20 protein-coding genes are annotated in these 24,859 nt (G+C 48.8%); 5 read left to right on the top strand and 15 right to left on the bottom strand.

Features of this window, described 5'->3' with window-relative positions:
• Positions 1–59: 59 nt before the first annotated feature.
• The 7 genes from SACSAC_RS16380 to SACSAC_RS16355 form a co-directional block, all read right to left on the bottom strand.
• A complete protein-coding gene (locus SACSAC_RS16380) occupies positions 60–1,418 on the bottom strand; it encodes a PIN domain-containing protein (protein ID WP_037288310.1) in 1,359 nt (452 codons plus the stop codon).
• A 23-nt stretch (positions 1,419–1,441) separates the two neighbouring features.
• Positions 1,442–3,445 carry a TerD family protein gene (locus tag SACSAC_RS27235; RefSeq protein WP_051507184.1) on the bottom strand — a complete coding sequence of 668 codons (2,004 nt, stop codon included), beginning with the start codon at positions 3,443–3,445 and terminating at the stop codon, positions 1,442–1,444.
• Between the two features lie 188 nt (positions 3,446–3,633).
• Positions 3,634–4,239 carry a sugar O-acetyltransferase gene (locus tag SACSAC_RS16370; RefSeq protein ID WP_037288308.1) on the bottom strand — a complete coding sequence of 202 codons (606 nt, stop codon included), beginning with the start codon at positions 4,237–4,239 and terminating at the stop codon, positions 3,634–3,636.
• Between the two features lie 601 nt (positions 4,240–4,840).
• The gene (locus tag SACSAC_RS16365) at positions 4,841–5,326 is read right to left on the bottom strand and encodes a transposase (RefSeq protein WP_084778121.1); all 486 of its coding nucleotides are present in this window, start codon (positions 5,324–5,326) and stop codon (positions 4,841–4,843) included.
• A complete protein-coding gene (locus SACSAC_RS28795) occupies positions 5,259–5,642 on the bottom strand; it encodes an IS5 family transposase (RefSeq protein WP_084778118.1) in 384 nt (127 codons plus the stop codon). Before SACSAC_RS28795 ends, SACSAC_RS16365 begins: the two co-directional genes overlap by 68 nt.
• 153 nt (positions 5,643–5,795) lie before the next feature.
• Positions 5,796–6,041, bottom strand: coding sequence for a hypothetical protein (locus SACSAC_RS16360; protein ID WP_037288305.1), 246 nt, complete (start codon positions 6,039–6,041; stop codon positions 5,796–5,798).
• Positions 6,042–6,228: 187 nt separating this feature from the next.
• Entirely contained in the window at positions 6,229–7,491 is a 1,263-nt protein-coding gene (locus tag SACSAC_RS16355) for a C39 family peptidase (protein ID WP_037288303.1), read from the bottom strand.
• Positions 7,492–8,055: 564 nt separating this feature from the next.
• Between SACSAC_RS16355 and SACSAC_RS16350 the strand changes: the two genes are divergently transcribed.
• Genes SACSAC_RS16350 through SACSAC_RS16340 form a run of 3 tightly spaced genes read left to right on the top strand, consistent with a single transcriptional unit; the run spans position 8,056 to position 9,928 of the window.
• Positions 8,056–8,910, top strand: a complete 855-nt coding sequence (locus SACSAC_RS16350) for an ABC transporter ATP-binding protein (protein WP_037288301.1) — start codon at positions 8,056–8,058, stop codon at positions 8,908–8,910.
• Positions 8,903–9,556, top strand: coding sequence for an ABC-2 transporter permease (locus SACSAC_RS16345; protein WP_037288299.1), 654 nt, complete (start codon positions 8,903–8,905; stop codon positions 9,554–9,556). The genes SACSAC_RS16350 and SACSAC_RS16345 overlap by 8 nt, the downstream gene beginning before the upstream one ends.
• A gap of 3 nt (positions 9,557–9,559) precedes the next feature.
• Positions 9,560–9,928: a GntR family transcriptional regulator gene (locus SACSAC_RS16340; protein WP_037288296.1), complete on the top strand. Its 369-nt coding sequence runs from the start codon at positions 9,560–9,562 to the stop codon at positions 9,926–9,928.
• A gap of 98 nt (positions 9,929–10,026) precedes the next feature.
• Here SACSAC_RS16340 and SACSAC_RS16335 read toward each other — a convergent pair whose 3' ends face one another.
• Positions 10,027–15,927: a rhamnogalacturonan lyase family protein gene (locus SACSAC_RS16335; protein ID WP_037288292.1), complete on the bottom strand. Its 5,901-nt coding sequence runs from the start codon at positions 15,925–15,927 to the stop codon at positions 10,027–10,029.
• A 188-nt stretch (positions 15,928–16,115) separates the two neighbouring features.
• On the opposite strand from SACSAC_RS16335, the gene SACSAC_RS16330 reads away from it, so the two are divergent.
• Entirely contained in the window at positions 16,116–16,988 is an 873-nt protein-coding gene (locus SACSAC_RS16330) for an AraC family transcriptional regulator (protein WP_037288289.1), read from the top strand.
• 113 nt (positions 16,989–17,101) lie between these two features.
• On the opposite strand, the gene SACSAC_RS16325 is transcribed toward SACSAC_RS16330, so the two are convergent.
• Positions 17,102–18,082 carry an aldo/keto reductase gene (locus SACSAC_RS16325; protein ID WP_037288286.1) on the bottom strand — a complete coding sequence of 327 codons (981 nt, stop codon included), beginning with the start codon at positions 18,080–18,082 and terminating at the stop codon, positions 17,102–17,104.
• A 208-nt stretch (positions 18,083–18,290) separates the two neighbouring features.
• On the opposite strand from SACSAC_RS16325, the gene SACSAC_RS16320 reads away from it, so the two are divergent.
• Complete coding sequence (locus SACSAC_RS16320) at positions 18,291–19,217, top strand: AraC family transcriptional regulator (protein ID WP_037288283.1); 927 nt, start codon at positions 18,291–18,293, stop codon at positions 19,215–19,217.
• Between the two features lie 127 nt (positions 19,218–19,344).
• Here the strand turns inward: SACSAC_RS16320 and SACSAC_RS16315 are convergent, their stop codons facing one another.
• The 6 genes from SACSAC_RS16315 to flgB all read right to left on the bottom strand — a co-directional run bounded on the left by SACSAC_RS16315 (position 19,345) and on the right by flgB (position 24,857).
• Complete coding sequence (locus SACSAC_RS16315) at positions 19,345–20,403, bottom strand: hypothetical protein (protein WP_037288280.1); 1,059 nt, start codon at positions 20,401–20,403, stop codon at positions 19,345–19,347.
• A 291-nt stretch (positions 20,404–20,694) separates the two neighbouring features.
• The gene (locus tag SACSAC_RS16310) at positions 20,695–21,630 is read right to left on the bottom strand and encodes a bifunctional helix-turn-helix transcriptional regulator/GNAT family N-acetyltransferase (RefSeq protein ID WP_037288277.1); all 936 of its coding nucleotides are present in this window, start codon (positions 21,628–21,630) and stop codon (positions 20,695–20,697) included.
• 167 nt (positions 21,631–21,797) lie between these two features.
• Entirely contained in the window at positions 21,798–22,967 is a 1,170-nt protein-coding gene (locus SACSAC_RS16305; RefSeq protein WP_037288274.1) for a multidrug effflux MFS transporter, read from the bottom strand.
• A gap of 361 nt (positions 22,968–23,328) precedes the next feature.
• Positions 23,329–23,781 (bottom strand): nuclear transport factor 2 family protein, encoded by a 453-nt coding sequence (locus SACSAC_RS16300; protein WP_245608652.1) that lies wholly within the window; start codon positions 23,779–23,781, stop codon positions 23,329–23,331.
• A gap of 157 nt (positions 23,782–23,938) precedes the next feature.
• On the bottom strand, positions 23,939–24,139 hold the full coding sequence (locus SACSAC_RS16295; protein WP_037288271.1) for a cold-shock protein: 201 nt from the start codon (positions 24,137–24,139) through the stop codon (positions 23,939–23,941).
• A gap of 307 nt (positions 24,140–24,446) precedes the next feature.
• Complete coding sequence (gene flgB, locus SACSAC_RS16290) at positions 24,447–24,857, bottom strand: flagellar basal body rod protein FlgB (protein WP_037288268.1); 411 nt, start codon at positions 24,855–24,857, stop codon at positions 24,447–24,449.
• Between the last annotated feature and the right edge of the window lie 2 nt (positions 24,858–24,859).

Genomic DNA, 24,859 nt, shown 5'->3' with positions numbered 1-24,859 from the left:
ACCACTTGTCAACAAAGAAATATTACTAATAGGTTGTTTTTTAGACAACTATCTAAAAATTATAAACTTCTGCAATCTACAAATATATTTTGTATTCTAGTTCTAATTTGTTCTCGACTGAACCTCTCGAACGTACTTCTATATTTTTGATTTTTAGTAACAGCAAAGTTCCCCCAGTTATTTTCCCATACTACAAGTTGTCCAACTTTAACTCTTCTAGAAATTGAACTAAAATTGAAAGTCAAATCATTTATATCCTCAATTTTAGGGAATTCAATTAGAGAATCTGTATAGCCAATTGCTTTTATACTCTGACAATAACTATAAGCATGAATGCTGTTATTATCAGCTTCACTCCATTGTGTTTCGAATAGGTATTCATCAAATCCGATTACATAGACTCCATTGTTGTCGTTGAAATCAAAAGCAAAATGTCCAGTAGTTTCGCTACTTTTATTTCTCCATTTTTGTAATGGAATAACTGAATCTTTCAGAAGGTCGTAGACAAGAATTCTTTTTCTTTCTAAATTCACATAAAAGGTATTCCAGCGTACTTTATGAGTTTCTTTAGACTCTCCTACGTATAAAACTTTATATTCTAACCCATCATGAACTTCAGTTCTTTCTATATACATTATTAAAGACGAGTTGGAACTATTTAATAGGCTTGCAAAGTCTCTTACTTCATACAATTCCATCAGTAGATCAAAATAAGGGTCCATAGAAAGTGTTACTTCTAATTCATAATTTATAATGGATTCAGCAGGCTGACTCCCTAACAACTTAATAGCATTCGATAACTTATCTACTATAAAGAGATTCTTATTGCTTTTCTCTTCATATTCAATTGCCAGTAATTTCTCATTTTTTTTAAATGACTCATCATTAGTAACTAAGATGAGATCGTCACAAACATTTTGAAGTAGTACTTCCCAGATAACTTCGTCTCCAATTGTACGTGTATTTGTTCCTGGAGGTTCACCAAGCAAATTACGAATTTTAGCACGCTTAATATTATCTTCAGTTGTTTCTAAGCGCTTTACTTTTTCCATTTTATATAAAGAATCAAAAGCTAAAAATACTGCGTCTTGATCCCAATCAGTTAAGATAGAATCTAATTTTGTTCCTAATGCTTTGCTTAGTTCGAGAAGTTTGGTTTTAGCATTGTTATACTCTTCAAACTCTGGTAGTTCTCTTACTAATTTAGAAGAACTATGGTTTAAGCTTGAATTGCTTTCTTTGAATTTTTTTATCTCAACTTCTTTTACAGAGGACATATTCCTCTTAAATTCATTGTAAACCTGTACTGGAAAAACAATATGTTCAGCATACTTTTTGATTTCTTCTAGCACATTTAATCGTTCTTTACCGTTTCGATAAAAATCTAAAAAGTAATTAGTATCTATGCAAAGTTTCATTCCGTACCTCCAGTATTCTAACTCTAATCAACCTCCAACCCATAAGCCCGACAAGCCTCTTCCAACCCGCCCGCGAAATACGTCTCCGACGTCGTGAACGCCCACTCCCCGTCGATCTTCCGGAATTGCCCCAACACCAACGTATCGCACACCGCGCTCGGCATGTACTCGAACGTATGGTACAGATCCAGCTCGTTATCGATCGTCAGTTCCACTTTCCGCTTATACGTATCCAGCGAGCCAACAACTACGATCCGCGTGCAGTGCGCAGGCAGTTTCGCCAAGTCGAGAATCAGCAGCTTTTCCCACACGTTATCATTAATCAGTCGCACGCAGCCGCTCGGATGGTCCGGTTGATTATAGAACACGAAGTCGTCTTCACCCGCGCAGCGGTCATGTTCGTTCACGAGAAACGCCGAAATATCGATATCCACTTCGTCTTCCGAATCCAGCTTCGACAGCTTGAGTTTCAATTCATGCTCCGGCGAGACGCCGATCCGCGAGCGCAGGCGTTCTTCCGTTTTCGTGAGCTGCGTTTTGTCCCACACTTCGACGCCGAGTTGTTCCGCCATCTGAAGCGCAGCGCGGCTGAAGTAACTCGTCGTCACCACCAGGTAACTGTCGCAATCATACATTTTCGCTCCCGCGTACACTTCCTGCACGGCGCGAACCGGCACGACGTTGCTGAAGCACTTGAGCTGCACCGCTCTGCGCACGCCGCCCTTGATGATGATCAGATCGACTCCGTAATCCGGCGCGTAAGGGTCGCTGGTCGGCACTTCCACGTCGTAACCGAGCTTGGTGAACAAATCCTGCATCTGATACTCGAACGTCCGGCCGTCCAGCGCGATTTCTTCCAGCACTTCCGGCGTGAACGAATAGGTCGTAGTGAGATCGGGAATGCCGTAATGCTCCGCGACCAGCTCCATCCCCGCGTCATAGCCGTTGCCGATCGCGTTGAAGCGCCATTGGTCTTTGTACGCGTACAGCGAGCCCAATTCCAAAGCCGTATTGCCGGAACAAGCGCTCATATCCACGTCATACCGCAGCAGCTCCCGGTTGTCGTAAGTCATGAGGCGGAGATACAGTTCTTCCGGCACGCCGTGCGGCATGACGAGCGTAAACAACACTTTGTCCGGACCTGCTTGCCCGATCGCCGCCAGATTCACCGTAAATAACTCCATGTCCTCCGTCGGCAGCTCTCTTCCGTCCACGTGCGTCATGCCGATCGTCGATTTGTTTCCGAAAAAGGCGATGCTTTCCGCGTCCGGCAGCCGGTTGTTCGCAAGCAGCATGCCCGCGGTGAGGCACTCGCCTTCCGACGTTTTCCAACCGATGCCGACCTTCAGATTGCTGGGTTCGATGGTCGTTTTGGAGCCTTTGACCACAAGCTGCGACGCGGAACGGTCTTCGGTCTGCATCACGCGAACCCGTCCGTTCATGGGAAGATCGGTTTTGTTGATATACTGGGTAAATTTGTTGAAGATTTTGCGGTAGAGCACGGAGGTTGCGAGACTGGAGACTTTCGGAGCGTGCGTAAGGGTGACGTTTTTCGGTGCTTTTTCCGTGCAGCGAAGCGGAGAGCCTTTGATCGAAATGAAGTTCCAGAACAGATGCGGCGCGTGCATGCACGTGATCTTCGGCAGATATGGCGTAACCTCTTCATCCGTGAACCAGATCAGGTGCGTCAGTTCGCTGGTCGTAAACAGTTTGGAGAACAGATCCGTTTTTTCGCCGCGCGCCGGGTCCAAACCGTAGATGTGTTCTTTCATATAGGTGTGCGTGTTTTCGTGCGTGAACGGCGGCAGCAGGTAAAAGGAACCGTCTTGCTGCGCCACGACTTTGACCGGACCGCTCAATGTTAACGGAGACAACTTATTGAACACGGTTTGCATATTGCTGCGCTTCATGTATTTTTGCAAGCCTTCCGCGACGTTGACGATCAGGATGACGTTCATTTGGTCTCCCTCGACGCTTTGGCGGTTTAAGTACGATTGATACGAACTGCGGTAACTGCTGGAACCCATAAGATGCCCCTCCTTGAGGAAATTTCTCTCTAAATATAAGTATAGTTCTAAAGTTCCACTTGCTCTCTAAATAGTACTCTCTTTTCTTCTGGAAGTGAATGCACAAAAAGAAAAAAAGAGTCGATTCAGCGCGCAAACGGCAACTGAAGACTCTTTTTTGTTATATCTATTTTCCGATCTCTAGCCCTCTATTCCAACTCGATCTTCCGGTCCCTGAAATAATACTCCCGGTCCCGCTCGTTGATCTCCCGCATGACTTTGCACGGATTCCCTACCGCGACCACGCCTGCCGGGATGTCTTTGGTCACGATGCTGCCGGCGCCGATCACCGAGTTGTCGCCGATCGTGATGCCCGGGATAATGATGACGCCCGCGCCGATCCAGCAATTTTTGCCGATATGTACCGGGGCGTTATACTGATAGGCTTGCTCCCGCAATTCAGGCAGAATCGGATGTCCGGCGGTCGCGATCGTCACATTCGGCCCGATCATCGTATAGTCGCCCACATGGATATGCGTATCGTCCACCAGCGTCAGGTTGAAGTTCGCGTAGATGCCTTTTCCGAAATGAACATGGTGTCCTCCCCAATTCGCGCGAAGCGGAGGTTCGATGTAACAGCCTTCTCCGATCTCGGCGAACATCTCTTTCAGCAGTTCTTGACGGCGTTCTTGCTCAAGAGGGCGTGTTAGATTGAAGTCGTACAGACGCTCCATGCACTTCATTTGTTCATGCATCAGCTGCTCGTCCATCGGCAAATATAAATCTCCGTTGTGCAATTTCTCTCTGATATCCACTTCCGACACTCCTTTAAGATAGGCTTCGCTTCTCTGTTATTTAGTAAGCGATTACAACCAAGCTTTCGTTATAGATTTTGCATACGCATTTGAATCTCTTGCTTTCAAAAAGCCTTCTTGCTGGTAAGTTTCTCTGTTATTAATATCTTTATCGATTCTTTCTACCATACTATTTAACCATCTTAAAACAGCGTCTTTTCCCATTTTGTGTACAGCATATTGATCAGCTTCAAGTTCAGCTTGACTAACTATACCTTCGTTGACGCGGCCTATATTGCATGATAGGCATATCTTCAGACCTCCAACTTTGTCCTTTAAAATCTGTACAAAAAAGGCATTCTTTTTATTGTAATCGACAATCGGAACACCCTGATGATAAAAGAACTTGAATACGTATTTTCATTATTCTCATCTATTACAGAAAATGGATTCTGAAAAACCATATTTTTTCGCATGCTACATATCTCATTTCTTTAATAAGACATAACATTCATGAATTTGCTTGGTTGAATTAAAAGTATAGAGTCAGCAGTAATTTGAGCATAAGGCTGAACACTTTGAACAAATTAATATCTATTTACCACCACCTGTACCTCAACCCTTATAAACCGGTCTTAAGCTGGATTCGCTGCAGAAAATGCGTCATGTTTCGGTAGCCGTAGGCCCGTCTTTTCAGCAGCTTAATTTTCGTGTTAATTCCTTCCTCCGGCCCATTCGATTCGACATTGACCGCGGCGGCCAGTACGCCTTCTTTTCGAGAAGAAACCGCCTTGGCAATCTGGCCCACGGCGGCAATCCTGTGAAAAGAGAAGTGTTTCAAAAAGCCATCTAATCGTTTTTTTATCACGGGAAAACTCAAGCTTTTCAAAACATAACGAAAGTGCTGCAGCGCATCGTAACGGGCTTTCGATCCTTCGTCCGTCAACAGCCGTTCCCACAGTTCCTGGCCTTCTTCCGGCGTCCACTTCTCCGGCTTGCCGCTCAACAGCCTGCCCAGTGCATCGACAATCGCATGAATTTTAGTTGTTAATCCGCCTCTGGAACGTCCGATAGCTTGCTTGTCTTGCCCCTTTTGCGCCTTTTCCATGTTGATGAACGCGAACAATCGTCGTATCTACCATCATCTGTTCGAAATCAGGCTCGATCGCCACGTGCTCCAAGATTTTCTCCCAGGTTCCTGATGACTTTTGCAGGCGCCAGAAAAAGCTGTACGCGTAAGACCAAGGGCCGTAATAGTCAGGTAAATCACGCCAAGCTGCTCCGGTACGTGCGACCCAAAGAACCGCATTCAGTAGGTGCCTTCCGTCTTTCGAAGGCCGTCCTCCTTGTGTTTTTCGGGCGGGTGGCAGAAAAGACTCGATCGTGTTCCACTCTTCATCGGTTAAATCGTATCGTCGTCTCATATCTTTAATTTAACAGATTTTAGAGCGTTCTTGAATTTTGCATACAGGATCGAGCATTGGAAAAATATAATCAAAGTAAAACCGTTTATTCTTATTAAAGAATAGACGGTTTTATACATTTATGAGAAGACGTTAATTGTTCTGATGATCGAATTACGGTCTAAAGTAATCTCTTCCAACCTTATTGGGATGAAAAGTGATATCTTCCTTATGATCTCCATAGACGAGAACCGCTTCAAAATCTAATCCATTTAATAAAGAACTTGGGATCTTTGTAACGTCAATAATTGTAGATTTTCCAAGTTCACCTTCAATGAAACCATCGTAACTGTGGAAATAAATTTTCACATTTTTTTCGTTTTCTCCGGCTTTCTCATTTTCTTTACTTTCAATAAGCAAAGTCGACTCTTTTGGAGCAGGCGGATCCGATTGTATTACGTTCAGATTAATATTGAATTCTTGTGAGTCAGCTTCATATTCAGAAAAATAATAAGGTTCTGTGCCATATGGTACGCAGGCTGTGACTAATAATAAAAATATGATACAAAAAACGACAATTTCTATTTTTTTATTCAGAAATACCGCCTCACTTTTGTTTATAGCTTACAAACAAAAATCCACTTTTATTACTGTTCCAACTATAGTATACCGTTTCTGAAGGTGTTGAGGCTTTTGAATCAGGATCTTTAACCCCGAAATAAAAAGTATTGTTACTAGTGCTATAAGCAGAACCTGCTTGCCAGTGCCATCTTGTATCTACTTCATGAGGGATGTAAGGAATTACAAACCACATCACAGCTGGCGGACGATTACTTACAATACGGTCTTTATACTGTTCTTGAGCATTAGAAGTGTCGGCATTAATGGCTGTTACCTCCCAGCCACTCATAGCTGGTTTTAAAGCATACTGCAGACCAAACACCATATTTCCACTCATTGTTCCAGCTATGGTTGTAGCAGTCAGATTTCTATTTGCATTTACAAGCTCAATACGAGAATTGTTATATTTTGATGCATCATCTACATTTAAACCGTGTCCTCCTAAGTACTCAAGAATCATAGCCAACGTTGTAGGGCCACATGCGCTACGAGGTCCTACAATACCAGGAGATCTTTGGCTTATGTAAGGTACGTTTATAGCGTAGTTACTTGGTAATGCTTGAGCAGAAAATGAATTAGCAGACGAATATAATAGATTCGTCCATTGAATAGGTGCTGCAGGATCTTCGTCTAATTTCAAGTTTGCAAAGATCTCTTCAACTTCTAAAGTCTGAGAACTTTCTATTCCAGTATCTGCCGTTATAGAACTTAAATCGGATTGATTCATGAGTTGATCAAGGCTCATTTTATTCAGAGCTTCTATGCGCTCAGTAATTACTTCTTTTACTTCCTCTCTATTAGAAGCAGACACAGAACCTTGTCCACCAAAATAAAAGATTTTATCTTCTACTGGGATATTTTTAAATTCTTCTTTTTCAGGAGTAGCACTATATTCAATAATGGGATTGAGATTAACATTGGCTGACGTAATGTAATACCCTACTTTCTCTGTTCCAGCCCATAGTTGAAAATAGTAACCCACTATCTCGTCATTTAAATCGTATAATTCATACTCATATGTTACTTGAACATTTTTCCATTTTCCATAAAATTCGTGCTGTGGACTCATTGAAGCGATCTCATTCAAAACGGCAATTCTTGCTAATTCGGGAGAAATGGATGTGACCTCTTGATGTACTTTAGATTCTACGTTAGCCTCAACTTGAGCCTGAGCAGGCAAAGCTACAGCTGTACTTGCTGTAACTAACATCAATGATAAAGACAAGAGAGTATTTACATAAGATTTCATCTAATTCCTCCTAATAGTTGATGTCTACTTACTGTTTTAGCATAATTCTTTTTGCTTTTTTTATCAACTTTATATTTCCATTTTTTTAAATTAAAAGGATTTATTCCGTTACATGTCCTTGTCAAACTCTAGTCCGGAAAAATAGAAAACAAGCCGCATCTCCGATATCGTGGAATTGTAGAGACCCACACGATAAGGAGAGCGGCTTGCCTATCAGTTTATCAAAGAATTTGTGAATCTGTCAGAGGTCGAAGTGGAGAAACCGGAGCAGTGAGAAGAAGGTGGGGTATTTCTGTTAACGTTCACGCCTGAAGCCGCCTGTCCAACCTGTGGAAAAAAGAGCTGGCGAAAACGCCGATTTACCCGTTTACTCAAGCATGGATGGACGTCGACTTTGGTACTTTTTCACGTCGAAGCGCCTGGCGAACGGCGTTTTTGTGCGTCCTGTGACACGACTTTTACCTGTCATCCTGCCGGAAAGCAAAATTCGACGCTGTTGACACTCTGATATCCCAATGATATATTGCGCATACACGATATACACGCGATAAAGGAGATGAGAATATGATCATGCTCGACGTAAAAAACCTGAACAAGAAATTCCCCCATTTTCAGCTCAGAGACGTCTCTTTTCAACTGCCGCAAGGCTACATTATGGGCTTTATCGGGCTCAACGGAGCGGGCAAGACCACGACCATCAAATCGATTCTGAATCTTATTTCAGTCGACAGCGGTGAGATCCACATCATGGGCAAAAGCATGGACAAGCACGAAGTCGAGCTGAAGCAAGCCGTCGGGTACGCGTTCGGCAATGTCGATTTCTATACACGCAGCAAAATCAAGACGTTGACTAAAGTCTACAAGACCTTTTACGACAACTGGAACGAAGAATCTTACCGCCATTACATCCAAAAGTTCAAATTGATCGAGGACAAAAAGATTGCCGAGCTGTCTACGGGGATGAAGGTGAAGTACAGTCTGGCTCTTGCCCTCTCGCACGGCGCCAAGCTGCTGATCCTGGACGAACCGACGAGCGGACTCGATCCGGCGGCGCGCGACGATCTGCTGGACGTGTTCCGCGAGCTGGTGCAAGACGGGGAGATCAGCATCCTTTTCTCGACCCATATCACCTCCGACCTGGAAAAGTGCGCCGACTACATCACCTACATCCATGACGGGCAGATCATTAACAGCGCGGAAAAAGAAGACTTTGTCGATCAATATCGCCTGGTCAACGGGAAAGTCGAAGACCTCGAATTGATCAAAGATCGCATGATCTCGTATAAAGTCACTTCGTTCGGTTTTACCGGCTTGATCCTGACCGAGAACTTCACGCCTTCCGCTGCATTCAAAACCGGGATTCCGAACCTGGAAGAGATCATGATCTATTATTCCAAAAGGGAGGCTGCCCATGTATAATTTGCTGTTGAAAGAAATCAGGCTCGGCGTGAATCCGTTCTTCTTCGTGCTTCCTTTTATCACCGGCGCCTTGATGCTGATTCCCGGCTGGTTGTACTTTATCGTTCCGCTGTACTTCTGCATGATCACGATTCCGAACATCTTCGGCGGCTACAAAAGCCAAAACGACTTGATGTTCACCAGCATGCTGCCCGTCGACAAGAAAAACGTAGTCAAGTCGAAGGTACTGCTGATTGTGTTGCTGGAAGTGCTGCACGTGCTGACGGCGATGATCTACGGTAAAATCAGCTTGAGCCTGTATCCGTATCTCGACTACATTTTCTTCAAGCCGACACCCGGATTCTGGGGGCTGACGCTGACCATGTTGGCGCTGTTCAATCTCTTTTTCATCTCGATGTATTATAAAACGGCTTACAAATACGGCGCGGCGACTCTTGTCGCGAGTACGGTTGCGGTACTGTTCGCCGGCGGAGCCGAGTGGTTGGGCATTCAAAACGAGTTCGTGTACAATCTATTCAAAGGCAGCGGTTCCGGCGACGTCTTGACCCATTATTCGATTCTGCTTACGGGGGTATTGATCTTTGCCGCGTTGACGTTCGTTGCGTATCGCATCGCTTATCAACGATTCAAGAAAGTCGAAGTATAACGTATGAATATCATGATCTCCAACACCTCCGAGAAACCGATCTACCAGCAAATTTTCGAACAAATCAGCGCTCAAATTCTGAAGGGCGAGTTGGAAGGCGGTTACTCCCTCCCTCCGATTCGTCAAGCCGCCGTGGAACTTCAGGTCAGTATCATCACGGTAAAAAAAGCCTGGGAAGAGCTTGAGCGTTCCGGCCTGATCTACACGGTAACGGGCAAAGGCTGCTTTATCACGGAGTTGTCGCCGGAACGGATGAAAGAGAAGCGCGACGAGATGATCCTGAAGCAGATGACGGTCGATATCGAGTACTATCAATCGTTCGGACTTACGCTGGAAGAAGTCATGGCGTTATTGAAAAGTGTTTATGAATGAAAAAAAGAACCCGCTTCGACGCGCCGTTTGCAACAGCGCTGAAGCGGGTTCTTTTTTAGCTAAAACGTAACTTGTTCGTAGTGACGTCCTGCCTGGGCTTACTTGACCGTGACCGTTACTTTGGACGTCCGGGTCTCTCCGGCTGCATTTTGCAGTACGGCTTCATACTCATAGCTTCCCGCTGCCCGATCGGAAATCGTAGTTGTTGCCGATTGCGCTCCGGGTGTACGAGCTTGCAATTCCTGAGTATCGACCAGAACACCATTCTCGTACAAACGATACTCGGTCGCATTCGTACCCCACCACAGATTCATCGTGAGCAGATAGTTTCCGTCTTGGTCCCAGTTATCGTGCGATAAAACGGCTTGTCCCGGAGCGGCATCCGTGACCGTTACGGTCAGCGGTGCTCTTGCCGTCGTACCGAGTGCATTGATCAGCTCGCCCGTGTAGACATAGGTGCCGTTAGGCTTGCCCGTAATATCGACCTTGACCGATTGGGCGGCAGGCGATAGATCGGTCAAAGGCACTTCCTTGATCAACTCTCCATTTTCATACAACTTAAAGGTACTTCCGTTATTCCCCCACCACAGATTCATCGTGATCGTATAATCGCCGTCTCGCAAGCCGCTGTCGTGACCATTGTTATCCGAAAGTACAGGAACTCCCGGAGCGTCGGTCGCGAGCGGAGGAGCAAAGGCGATCAAGATTTCCAGCACTTGCTCGGCTTCTTTGTTACCCGCGGCATCGACACTCCAATAGGTAATGACATAGCGTCCTTCTTCATTCAACGTGAATAGATCCCCTTCGACAACCTCTTCTTCATTGATTCGGTAATACGTTGCGGCCACGCCCGATTCTTCGTCTGTCGCTTGTAAGCGAACTTCGACGGCTGACGTGTAGGAGCCATTTTGCAAATCTCCTGTCGGCGTCGCGGTTGTCTGCGGAGGCGTCTGGTCCGAGCCGTCATCCAACGTTACGAAGGCGGACAGCGGGATGTTCAGTTCCTTGACCAGACCCGCAACGAGCTTGGACACTTCGACTGCGCCGTTCATTTGCAAATGCGTATTGTCTTCCGTGCTGCCGACCCACATGAAGATCGACTTCGTGCCTTCCGTGCCGAGTTCGCTGAAATATTCCCAACTCGCCTGGTTCAGATCGACCAGCAGCGTATCGGTTTCTTGAGCCACTTCTTTCATCGCCTGCACGTATTCCGGGAAACTCTTGTTGAGTACGTCTCCCGTATAATCGCGGCGGTTCACCGGCGTCACCAGAACCGGAGTCGCGCCGCGTTGGTTCGCGCCGTCGATATACGTGTTCAGGTAGTCTTTGAATTGTTCCGGCGTCAGATAACGTTCCGGGCGGGACGGCGTGGAGTCGTTATGCGACCACTGCATAAACAGGTAGTCGCCTTCGTGCACGTCCAGCAGCAGATCGTTCAGATGGCCGCCGACCAGGAAAGTCTTGCTGCTTAATCCTCCGATCGCACGGTTGTCGACAGACACTTGATCCGGATCGAAGTATTGGCCTAATGTCTCGCCCCAGCCTGCTTGCGGGCGATAGGTTTCCGCATAGTTGGCTACGGTCGAATCGCTCGCCAGGTAAATGACAGGCTGTTCGCCTGCGCCGTTATCCGGCAGACGCTCGATCGTCAAAGCGTTGATCTTCGGCGAATTGCCTGCAAAATCGAAGTTGAATACGCCGTCGATCAATGCCACATCGTACGTAACTTCCTTAAATTCGCCCTTAGCTATTGTCGCCAAAGGAAGCTTGGTCATCTGTTCCGTAATGACGCTGGTGCTTGTCGATTCCTCGGCATCACCTACAATCATCGTCACCCGATAGTTAGCCGGTTCCAACTCTGCCAAGAAGGAGGTCGCATTCACTCGGGTGAAGTCTTCCTTCAGGGCATCGCCGGTCTCCCGATTCTCGTCTTCAGTCAACGCCGTATCGGCGAAGCCGTAACCGTTGCCTTCTATATAGGCATGGTCGGCCGTTACTTGGGTGTAGCCCTCGGCCGCTTCGCCGGAACCGAAGTCGAATTTGTATACACTGATCGGTTCAGCCGTTTCGCTAGTCAACGAAGCTCTCGCAATAGTCAGCATATTCACGGCATGTTCGACTTGAGCCGGTGTCGCCGTCTTGTCGATAATGGCTTCGGCAGCGGTTAGAGCCTTGCTCAACACAGCGCGCGAAGCTTCCGTATAAGACGACAGATCCAGCTGTTGAATCTCGGCATACAAGGCTTTCAAAGCCGCCTGATCGCCGGATTCCGGCGGCAGCTCCGTGCCTTCGATCCGCACATTGTCAATCGCCGTCGTCCAGTTCAACGTACCCGCGCCGCCTTTTCTCGTGCCTAGGAAGCGAAGCGATCTCACGTTATCAGCATAAGCGCCCGGACTGAGCGTCAAGCCTTCGATCGTTTGCGTAACCGAAGGGTTGCTGCGGCTTGTCAACGTCAGATCCAGCGTCTTGCTGGCGAAGTTGATCGTGGCATCCACGTTGACCCATTGGTTTTTCGGAATCGTTGTCGCCGTGCCGCCTTCCGGAATCGCCGTGTTGCCGCCTGCGTAATCCGCCGCGTACGGACCCACGAAGTAATGGAGATTAGGATCGCCGTTTTTGGCAACCAACGTAAACAGCGCATTTTCATTGGAATCTTGCACCGTCAGATGGCCCTCCGAAGGGAAAGCGCCGACATTGCCGGATTGCCAATCGAAATTCACATCCACCTTGTCTCCGTTGACGGCATCGAAGATGCGGAAAGTCTTCGCCCGATGCCCGGAACCGCTGCCGCTGAGCGACATCACTTTGCTGCCGTCCTGCTCCACGACCGTTCCGGCCATCGTGCCGCCGATTCCCGTCGCGTTAACCAGGGAATACTGAACATCGGCCGGATCACCTTCAAAGTCTTCTTCATAGAGCTGTGCTTCCGGTTCCGGCTCCGGTTCTTCGAGATCCGGGTCAATCACCAGAGGAGAGATGCTCAGCCCCATTTCCTTAACTGCATTCGCGACCAGTCCGGCGATTTTCTGCGCGCCGTAGCCGCTGAAATGCGTATTGTCGTTAACGCCGTTCGGGTACTTCGGATACTCGCCCGGATTGGCATACAGGAACAACTTTTCCGTAGCCGTGTTACCGAGCTGATCGTAGTAGGCCACGCTCAATTGGCTGAGATCGATCAACTCCACGTCCAGCTCTGCTGCCACTTCTTTGGCCGCCTGTACGTATTCCGGGAAGCTTACGTTAAATTCTTGGGTTACCGTATTGAAGTCTCGACGACCGACGGGCGTGAGCAGCACCGGAGTCGCGCCGCGCTGCTTGGCACCATTTACATAACGGGCCAGATACATTTTGTAATCTTCCGGGGAAGCATAGCGATCCGGAATTCCTGCGCTGGCATCATTATGACCGAACGAAACGAAGAAATAATCGCCCGGTTTGATTCGCTGCAAGATCGTATCCAAGCGACCGTCCACCAGGAACGACTTGCTGCTCCGACCGCCGATCGCATTGTTCACGACCACTGCGCCGTTCGAGAAGTAACGGCCGAACTGTTGGCCCCAGCCTTCTTGCGGGGCTTGCGATTCGCTGTACGACTGCATCGTGGAATCGCCGGCCATGTAGATCGTCGCGGCTGCTCCGGCTTCTTTGTCCGGGTATTTCTCAATGATGATATCTTGAATATCGATCGCCGTGCCCGTGAACAGGAATTCAAGCTGTCCGTCCACCAAAGCTACATCGTATGCGTATTCCAACGGTTCGCCTGCCGCCACCGAAGTCACGGCCAGCTTCTGCACGTATTCGGATTTGACGCCGACGTTGGAGTCGCGCGAGTCGCTGCCGAGCCGCAACGTGACTTTGTAGTTCGCATCCGGCAGGTCGACGGCGAAGGTCGTGCCCGACTGAACGGATACCTGATCGGCTTCCGCAATCACGCTGCCGATGTCCGTGAAGCCGTATCCGGTCTGCCCGTTGTACAGCGTATCTTGCACGCCCGTATTGCCCGCTGCCGGTTCCGTGCCGAAGTCGAATCGATACACCGACTCCGTCTGTTGGCTTCCGCCGACCAAGTTCAGATCAGCCTTCGGGAATTCGGTCGCTTCCGCGCCGATATAGAAACTCGTATGCGGCGGTTGGTTGTACGCGACGTTCTGCCAAGCAATCCCGAGTCGATAGACCGGGTCCTGCATCAGCGTCGGAATCCGATATTCGGTCGGAATGGTCGTCGTGTACAGACGGTATTCTGAACTGTCTTCGCTGCGCACCAGAATTTCTTCGCGCCAATCGCCCAGAATATCCGCTTGCAGCGCCGGATTTCCCTTAGTGTGGTTGTTGGTCAACGCGCCGGTCGCCCGGAAAATCTCGTTCAGCTTCTTATTTTCGTAATCCCATTTGTAAACGAGCGGAATGCCTTTTGCCGTACCCGCGTCCCATTCATGATCGAATAATTCGCGCTGCAAGTCGCCATCCCACCAGATCGCGAAGTTTGCCGTTTTCGGCGATTGCTCCGGCGTATATACGATCTCTCCGGTTGCCGAATACGTGCTGGTGACCGGAATGCTCGATCCATCCGTAATCGTCGTAGCCCAAGATTCGTAGCCCGGATGATTCGGATCGATGTCCGCCGACATGCCGCGTCCCGTATCACGTCCCGTGAATTCGCCCCAGATGATCTCTCCTGTCCCGGCGTCGCGCATCTCGACTCCGTATGTAGCATTGGAATGTTCGTGCACGCTCATGACCTGATAGCCTTCGCGGTTCGGATCAAGCTTACCCGCGTGCATCGCATCGCCGTGGCCAAGTCCGGTACTGTAGAGCAGCGTGCCGTCATCGTCGATTGCCAGCGCCCCGAACATAATCTCGTCCTTGCCGTCTCCGTCCGCATCGAGCACGCTCAAGTTGTGATTCCCTTGCGCTTCATATTGTTTGCCGACTTCGTTGGTATCGAATACCCACCGCTTGATCAGCTGACCGCCTTCGTAATCGTAAGCGGCAACGACGGTGCGCGTATAATAGCCGCGGCTCATGATGACGCTAGGCGTGGAGCCGTCCAGATAAGCAATACCCCCAAGGAAGCGATCGACCCGGTTGCCGTAACCGTCGCCCCAATCGCTGACGTTGCCTCTCGGCGGATCGTAATTCACCGTCGATACGGCAGCTCCGGTCTCTCCGTCGAACAAAGTCAGATATTCCGCACCGGACAGAATATAGCCGCCGTCGTTGCGATAATCTTTTGTTCCGTCGCCAATCACAGTCCCTTGGCCGTCAACCGTGCCGTCTGCCGTTTTCACCACGACTTCGGCTTTCCCGTTGCCATCCAAGTCATACACCATCAATTGCGTGTAGTGAGCGCCTGCCCGGATATTGACGCCCAGATCGATCCGCCATAGCTTCGTGCCGTCCAGTTTGATCGCGTCGATATAGACGTTGCCGGTATAGCCGGCTTGAGAGTTGTCTTTGGAATTGCTCGGACTCCACAGAAAGACAATCTCGTACTCGCCGTCGCCGTCGAGATCGGCTACAGAGGCATCGCCCGCATAATACGTATAGGTTCCGCCGTCTTTGGTACGCCCGTCGGCAGGCTTATCCAGCGGAATCGGTAGGTAATCGTTATGCCAAACCGATACGACTTCCGGCTGCATCTGTTCCTTGCCCGCGATGACTGTCGAAATCTGATACTGCGAGCTGTCAAAGCCCGTCGTATCCGTGTAATTCGTAACATCGTCAATGGGCGACGCGTTTACTTTGGTTCCGTTTTTATATATATTGAAAGCGATATCATTTGAGTCCGTGTTTAAATATCTCCAGCTCAGAAATACACCGTTGTCGGTCAGAACCGCAACCAATCCACGGTCCAGGTACTCCGCTTGACGAGCCGGAAGCGAATCTGTGTTTTCCGCATTTGCCGGTGATGGAGGAATAACCAACGAAACGACCATGAGGAAGGCTAAAAACAAGGCAGCTACGGATTTCTGAACGGAACCCTTTTTTCGGTTCATCGAGTGAATCCCTCCTGTTTTATGAATATCAATTTTGGTTTTCTGACATCATGTTCTGCGGTTCAATCACAAATCCCCCTTTCTTGGTAGCGTTTACAATTATTCTACAAGTGCTAAAATAGAGGCACAATCTAAAAAACGTGACTTCCGCTATAACAAAATTGACTTTTCGAAAAGGAGACGAAGCGATGTATCATACGGTTTCTTATGCTTTTCGTAACGACGACGCTTCGATTATGACGGTCGACTCCGTAGGCTGGCAGAACGTCTCTCATCCCAAATACCGTTGTTCGAGCGACGCGAGACCGGATTCGGGACATGTTGTTTTTCAATATACGTTGAGCGGTCAGGGATATTTGGATATCGGCGGTCAGACCCTTTCATTGCCCAAAGGACATGCGCTCCTGGTAAAGGTCGACGACGAGCATTGTTATTACTATCAAGAAGAGAACGAGCAACCGTGGGAGTTCGTATGGATCAACATTCGGGGAGAGGAAGCGAGCCGGATCTGGAACCTGGTTATCGAAAAGGAAGGGCATGTCATTTCCCGCAGCGCCGATTCGCCTTTAATCCAAGAATTGTGGAATATCATCCGGCTAATTAATCAGGAAAAGGTGACGGATCGGTATCGGCTGTCCGTACAGGTGTATCAATGGCTGCTTACGCTGGTGCAGAGCAGCCGCGACGCGGAGAAGGATATTGGCGAACTGTCCGTGAATGCAATCGAGAAATGTAAACAATACGTTCGGGAAAATTATGCCGCGCCGATCACGTTGGATATGTTGGCGCAGCATTGCGAGATCAACAAGCATTATTTATGCCGCCTTTTCCAGCGTTCCGAACAGACGTCTCCGCTCGCTTATCTCAAGGATCGACGGATCGAAGCGGCGTTGACCCTGCTGCGAACGACCGAGCTGCCTATTTCCGTCATCGGACAAAAATGCGGCTTCGAGAGCCCCAGCTACTTCGGCAAAGTATTCCGGCAATATATGTCCATGTCTCCCACGGATTATAGACTGAACAAGCTGGATTTTCCGTATGAGGCGATTTATTACGAATGATGGGCATGCAAAAAGGCTTCAGCGTACGCAGAGGTACGCTGAAGCCTTTTACGTATATTTTAGCGATCCGCCAGCAAAGTTCCTCCGACGCCGATCCCGATTTGTACAAGTGTTTAGCTATGCCCCACGATCGGATGCGGCGCGTAAGGTTCCTCCAACCAAGCTATATCTTCTGTACTGAGCTTTAAGTCGAGCGCTCCGAGCGCGTTATCCAGATGAGCAATCTTCGTCGCGCCGATGATCGGAGCCGTAACGGGTTCTTTGTGCAGCAGCCAGGCGAGCGCGACATGCGTACGTGGCACCGCGTATCGATTCGCCAGTTCCGCCACGCGTTCGATAATGACCCGATCGGCATCCGCCGTTCCGTCGTATTTGGACTTCTGCACCTGATCGCTCTCCGAGCGTTCCGTTTTCTCCGACACGTCCCGCGTCAATCTGCCGGAAGCGAGCGGGCTGTACGGAGTCACGCCGATCCCTTCCGCCCGGCACAGCGGCAGCATCTCCCGTTCCTCTTCGCGATAAATCAGGTTCAAATGGTTCTGCATGGATACGAATTTCGTCCAGCCGTGCTTATCCGCGGTATAGAGCGCCTTCTGAAACTGCCAGGCGTACATCGCGGAAGCCCCGATATATCTGGCTTTTCCGGACTTCACGACATCGTGCAGCGCCTCCATCGTCTCTTCGATCGGCGTATTGTAATCCCAGCGGTGAATGATATACAGATCCACGTAATCCGTGCCGAGCCGCTTCAGGCTGTTATCGATTTCGCTCAAGATCGCTTTGCGCGACAGTCCTGCGCCGTTCGGCCCTTCGTGCATGCGGCCATGAAGCTTTGTCGCCAGTACCACCTCATCGCGATTGGCATAATCCTTGATCGCCCGTCCCAGAATCTCCTCGCTGGCCCCTATCGAATACACATTGGCCGTATCGAAAAAGTTAATGCCCAGCTCCAGCGCTTTCCGAATAACCGGACGGCTCTCCTCCTCGTTCAGCACCCAGGAATGAAGCCATTTTTTCGGATCGCCGAACCCCATGCAGCCCAGACAAAATTTCGAAACGTCAAGCCCGGTATGACCCAGTTTTACGTATTCCATTTCGTTATCCTCCTTATGAAGACCTTTGGTTTTGACGCGAATTGGTTCGTCACGATTCCGATTATGTCACAAGCATTCGGCAATCCCTATTCGTATTCCTGCCCGATTTTTGCCCAAAACTCTCAACTCTCTTTTTCTAACGTCCAACATCGGATAAAATGGATTTACGATTACAGTTTAAAAGTGTTTCGACAAAGGAGCAATTACGATGAGCCAAACGATAGATGAAGTCTCTGCAGAAATGTCCATAGGTTTACGAAAATTAGACAAATTGATCCGGAAACACACGCAAACGGACGGGGTTCATCCTACAAGAATCCCGTCGTTGTTTTTGGTTCGGGAGTCGGAGGTCAGCGAGCCCGTGGTCCGGGTCAGCGAAATTGCTTTTTGCCTAATTATCCAGGGTGAAAAGGAAGTGTGGCTGGGAGAGCAGCGTTTTCTCTATGGAGCGGGCCATTGTGTCGTTTCTTCTGTCGAGCTTCCGGTTACCGGACAGATCATTGAAGCTTCGGCCGACTGTCCGTATCTGGCGTTCAAGGTGGAATTTACCCCCGCCGAAGTGTTGGATGTCATGAATGACGCGAACCTTAAGCCGACACGCGATAAAAAAGCCAAGCGGGCCATGTTCGTAGGCGATGCAGAAGAGACTTTACTGGATGCGGCGGTTCGGCTCGGTTCCTTATTGGATCAACCGCAGCATATTCCCGTTCTGGCTCCTCTTTTCAAAAAAGAACTGTTGTACTGGGTACTTCAAGGTCCGCACGGCGATTCCCTGAAGCAGTTAGCTGTAGAAGAAGGCAGTACGCGGCGGGTCCGTACGGTTATCGAGCATATTTTGGCGAACTACGATCAGGCGCTTCCCGTCGAAGAGCTGGCCCGACTTGCAAACCTCGGCGTGTCGTCGCTGCATCGGCAGTTCAAGGAAGTGACCGCGATGAGCCCGATTCAGTTTCAAAAACAACTGCGACTTCAGGAAGCCAGACGTCTGCTGCTGACGGAGTCGACGGATATTGCAGGTATCGCGTTTCGCGTCGGCTACGAAAGCCAATCGCAATTCAGCCGGGAATATTCGCGATTGTTCGGCAGCCCGCCGCGTGCGGATATTCGGCGGATCAAGGATCGTTATGGTGTATAGCGAGGCTGGGGTTGTGTCAGTGCTTCGCCCAGCCTCGCGCTGCTGCGCAAGTCTTCCGTCGAACAAACTTCATGACCTTTTTCTCAAGAAACGTCTATTGTCCTGATGTATAAATAATTGAGTTTAATCAAATTTTTATCACTTTCTCAGGCAACTCCAGGTCATAATGCACCAGTTCCACAACCAGACTTCCGTCAAACGTTTTGTCCACGAGGCCGATCGAGGTTGTTCGAAGCTTGACGCCGTTATCGTCCGGCTGGCTTTCCGATGAATAAAATACGGAGAAGAGCAACTTCCCGGCTGTATCAGCATTAGTCATACCTTTAGGCTTGGCATCCAAATAATCTTTGGAATAGAACTGCAATCGTAGATTGTCTTCCGATTCATAGTCGACAACAGCCAGATCCTGATGTTTGGGACAAGCCAACTCAAGCCCGCCCAGATATTGTTCCTTGAACTGCTGCCATTCCTCTTCCGTCGAACTCTGCGGAGTCGGCTTTGCAAAATTGGCTTCGGCTTGCGCCCAAACGTCTTCGCGTCTCAAAGCTTTGATCGAGAAAATCCGGTTTTTTCGGGTAACGGGATCGTAAAAGGACTGCTGGACGTCATTTGCCGCATCTCCGAATTCCAGCACGATCGGCTCCGTACGTACGGCGACTGTACGAGACGTGCTATTGAACTTCAACGTAATATCCAATTCCTTTTCCAAATCCAGATCGGGAAAAGGCTCGGAATCGGTTTGCTCGTAAAAAGTCAAAAACAAACGATCCACGCTGACGTCCGCAAAACTTGCCAGCTTCATTCCTTTTTCAACAAAATGCTGCAATTTCATATACGCTTCATGATCCTGTTCCGTACAGAACGTCGACTGCGATGCACCGAACGTCATGAGCTGTCCTTGAATGATCATCTTGGAGATTGTATCTTCCTGATCGCCGAAAGCCACCCTGTCTTGTAAAGTTCCCTGCATGCGCTGGCGATGAGTGCGTTTCTCTTCAGGCTGGTAATCCGAGTTTTCTTCATACATCCAGTCCGGAATTTGACGCAGCGTCCACAATTTATTAAGCCCGTTCTCCGACGTAATCGAAACCAGCAACACATCAGCATCATTGATACTCACCAGACGATTCAACATCATTTCACGATCAGGAATCAACATCGTTTCTTTCAGCTCTTTCAATAACATAAGCTCCTCCTTTGATACACAAGTATAAAGAAATAAATGAGCATACATCCATTCTTTTACTATACATCAAAAAGAGGAGCGTTAACGCTCCTCAACGCATTATGAAAGCTCAACGTAGCTGGAAATGAGAAGACGGAGAGGAAAATTCAGTGAAAGACGCCTTTGAACCCGGAAAGATTCCTTATTCAAATCCAATTCCACTTTCCGGGTGAGACAGCGGCTTGAACGGATTTTTCTCGGAGTCTTCTCATTTCCCCCGCCAACGTAACTTTCTCGACGCACTTAGGAGTGTTAACGCTCCTGCCCACACTCCAACGTATACGTCTGCTCCACATGATGAACCCCCCACGCTTCATTCACATGCTCCGCCGTTTTCCGGAATCCGTTCTTTTCATACATGCGGATCGCCGTCTTCTGATCATCCGTCGTTTCCAAAAAGATCTGCCGCAGCCCTTTTTCCCGTCCATACGCCATCGCTTGTTCGAACAGTTGCTTGCCCAGACCCGCTCCCCGGTAATCCGGATGCAGAATGAACCATCTGAGCTGCGCTTTCCCTTCGCCTTTTCCAATAACCGCAATGCTTCCCACAACCCGTCCGTCTGCTTCGGCTAGCCAAATTCGGTCCTGTTCCGGGTCGTAATGCTCCATCCATTCGTAAAAAGTACGGCAGACATACGATTCGAAAATATGGTTGTAGCCGCATTCCTGCGCGTAAATCCAGCCGTGCAGATGAATCAGCATGCCGATATCGCCGGGACGAATATCGGTCCGGATCTCGATGTCCGGCGGCTCGCGATCTTCGGACAACGTTCGCTCGATGATTTTCATGCTGGCGGATAACTCGGTTTGACTTTTTTCTGATAATCCGCTGATTAACTGGCGAACATATTCACTGGACAACCCGTTCATTCTCTCCAGCGTTTCTTTCCCTTTTTCCGATAAATGCAGCAGGTAAGAACGACCGTCCTCCTCCGACTGCACGCGGTACGCCAGACCTGATTTCTCGAACTTCTTCATGATCCGACTCAAGTATCCCGCATCAATATTCAGCCAGTCGATCAGCATCTTGGCCGTGCAATCCGGCGTTGTTCCGATCTCGTACAGCACCCGCACCTCGGATAGCGAAAATTCACTGCTTAACAGGCGCGAATCCAACAGCCCCAATACTCTCGTGTAAAAACGGCTGAATCGACGAATATCTGCAATCATGGATGTTTCTAAGCTCATACTCGATTCCTCCTGTTTTACGATACATGAACTTGACTCAGTCAAATATAAAAGAAGTATATCGATTAAATTTGACTGCGTCAACTAAAAAAGAACCCAAATTCCTCGGGGATAGGAATTCGGGCGCATTCAACTCTTTATTCGTAATAGCCTTGCTTTCATTTTCTTCAAGTAAGATCCGCAGTCTGACGCCCCCACAATACAGCCGCCGAACAACCCAACCCGGAGGCGAATACCAGGATGCCCAGAGGAGCAGGCGTTCCGTTCGAAAAAGCTCCCAGCAAAGCCGAACCGATCATTCCTCCGCCGTACTGCGCGCAGCCCAATAACGCCGAAGCCGAGCCTACATACTCTTTTACGCCGGACAATGCACTGGATATGGCATTGGCGGCGATTAATCCATTGGTCGAGGCGAATAGAAAGAGTACGAAGGCAGTCAACGGCAGCCCTCCGATCTCCGTCAGTCCAACACAAGCAGCCAAGACCCCGAACAAAGCAGCGGCAACCGATCCAATCCGCAGCAATCGATCTGCTCCGTAACGTCCGACCAATCTGGCATTCAGCATGTTCATGCCCATGATTCCGGCCGCTCCGGCTGCGAACAATAGACCGTACGCTGCCGACGGCAGGCCGTAATACGTGATATAAACGAACGGCGAACCGGCTACATAAGCGAACATCCCGCCGCTGATTAAAGCCAGAGCTAGCGCGTACGCCAGCAGCTTTCGGTTTCGCAGCAGACGTACATATTGCATCGCGATTTCCCGCCCGGACGAACGCGTTCGCAGCTTCGGAGCCAACGTCTCCGGTACGTAGAAAGGGAGCGCCGTTAGAGTCAAGATTCCGATCAAGACGAGAACACCGAAGATTCCGCGCCATGAAGCCAGATTGGCAATTTGCGTGCCCAATATCGGTCCCAGAAGCGGCGCAATAGCCATGATCGCTGTCAACGTCGATAAGACTCGGGCTGCTTGCGTTCGGTCATAGCGATCCCGAATCATCGCCCGAGCCAAAACGACGCCCGAACTTGCTCCTACGGCCTGAAGTACCCGCCAAGCGATCAATTGTCCCACGCTTTCCGAGAATCCGCATCCGGCGGAGCCGATAATGAACAGCAATAATCCGGCGGCCAACGGAAGCCTTCTGCCAAGCCGGTCGCTAAGGGCTCCCCAGAACAGTTGCCCCAGGCTGAATCCAAGCAGATAAGCCGAGACCGTCCATTCCATCATGCCTGAATCGGCAGATAATTCTTGACCCATTAGAGGCATAACCGCGAGATAAAGATCCGTCGAGATCGAGGCGAAAGCAAGCAGCAAAGCCAGGATCGCTAGAAACATTCGATTTGAGCGAAGTTCTGGATCTGTCCGTAAATCCTTAATGATGCATTCCTCCTTCCGGACTGTGTACGAGCACGGCGTAACCTCTACTTTTCGAAGTACATCTACACGTACTGATTTAACATCGATACTTTATTATGGATGCAAAACGAACAGCGCGGTTATCCTGTTCCTACTCGTTTGTTGCCTAATTCTCTCTTCATGCGCGTAAAAAAAAGGTACAGGATCTGCCCGCGCAGCCATCCTGTACCCTTCTTTTCAACATGAAGACCGTGTCGTCAACAGCTTCGGAGTCCCTTGCCTGTTCAACTTGAGGATAAGAACTTCCATCTTCTTCGGATCGAAGTTTTCGATAAACGAATCAGGCTTGCAGCACTCGGGATTCGATAAACAGATAATCGGATGCGCGGGATTGAATGCGCCATGTTCCGTTTCCGCGCACATAAGTGTCCGTATATTTCACGCTGTAATCGGTAAGCACTTCTTGCCCATCCTGCTCGCGCAGCATCTTGATCTGGGAAAAGACGACGCCGGACGGGACATCCCCTTCCATGCTCACCGAATGCTGTCCGTTCAAGGTCAAATATCGCTTGACCAGCGAGACGCGGCCGTTGAACTCTTTTTCCAGCTGCACAATGCCTTTCACATCGGATACGAGCTGCCCGCCCATATACACTTTAAAATCGACGTCGGGCGTGAAGAGCATCATTTGCTCCGTGATCTTCTTCTCGTCGGTCAATGTCGCGTAGGCATCGACCAATTCTCTCAATTCAGCTTTGATATGTCTCAGCCGCCGGAAGAGATTTCGAAGCAATTGTGGGGGCTCCTTCAGCGAAATCAGGTGATCCGTTAACGTTCCGCCTGCACGGCTGCAATCAGTCGACCTCGGTAATACACGTACCGGCATGCTCGAAATAAAAAAAGAAGTCGTACGCTTATTCAGCGTACGGCTTCTTTTGCTTAAAAAAGTATTACAGCTTTACAACGTTCTCAGCTTGTGGTCCACGAGCGCCTTCAACTACGTTGAATTCTACGCGTTGGCCTTCGTCAAGAGTTTTGAAACCGTCGCCTTGAATAGCGGAGAAGTGAACGAACACGTCGTTGCCGCCTTCAACTTCGATGAAACCAAAACCTTTGTCTGCGTTAAACCATTTAACTGTACCTGTTTGCATGTGAGGTACCTCCAAAAATTAAATTTACATGACCTCATTTATTCAGAAAAAGCATCCGATAAAATTAAAAATCACATATTGCACAAGGTTATTCGCTAATTCTATAACAACCCTCTGCAACATGTAAGTTTGGGTCAGGGCTTTCTTAACGTCACTATACCCTATCGAAACGAGGAATACAAGCCTCCTAAAAAATATAAAAAATAAATATATGATTTTACTAAGCCCTGAATCGTTTGAAAAAGCTGCCGCAGCGCCAAAACAAAGGCTTTTCGACAGCATTTTCAGTTTGCAGATTCGGCTTTTTTTATTTTAAACCCTGAAGCATTTCTTTATATTTCTTGTAATGTCCGCTGACCCGGTCGGCCGTGTAGTTGTACATCAGTTGAGTTTCCGACAGCGTCGCCATTTCCACGTCGATATCGACGCTGTTGTTATTGTTGTTCATTTTGGCGCCTTTGTCTTCGACGATCCGGAAAGGAACGGCTGCATCGCCGGTCGTCGAACGGATCGTCATATGGCGGGCGTTATTCGTTTTGAGTTCCAGCTCGCTGCGTCCGCCTTCGATCGCTTTGCGGAGCTCATCCTCGAAGACGACCGTTTTTCTTTTATAATGCGGCGTATCCGCGTTGGCAATATTGTTCGCCGTCACTTCGTTACGGGCATTTAACGCCTGTAATATCGACTGATGCAGCTTAACGTTGGTCGATTGAATCATGG

Source organism: Saccharibacillus sacchari DSM 19268 (genome assembly GCF_000585395.1).
Taxonomy (GTDB): domain Bacteria; phylum Bacillota; class Bacilli; order Paenibacillales; family Paenibacillaceae; genus Saccharibacillus; species Saccharibacillus sacchari.
This window is presented reverse-complemented; position numbering and strand designations above follow the sequence as displayed.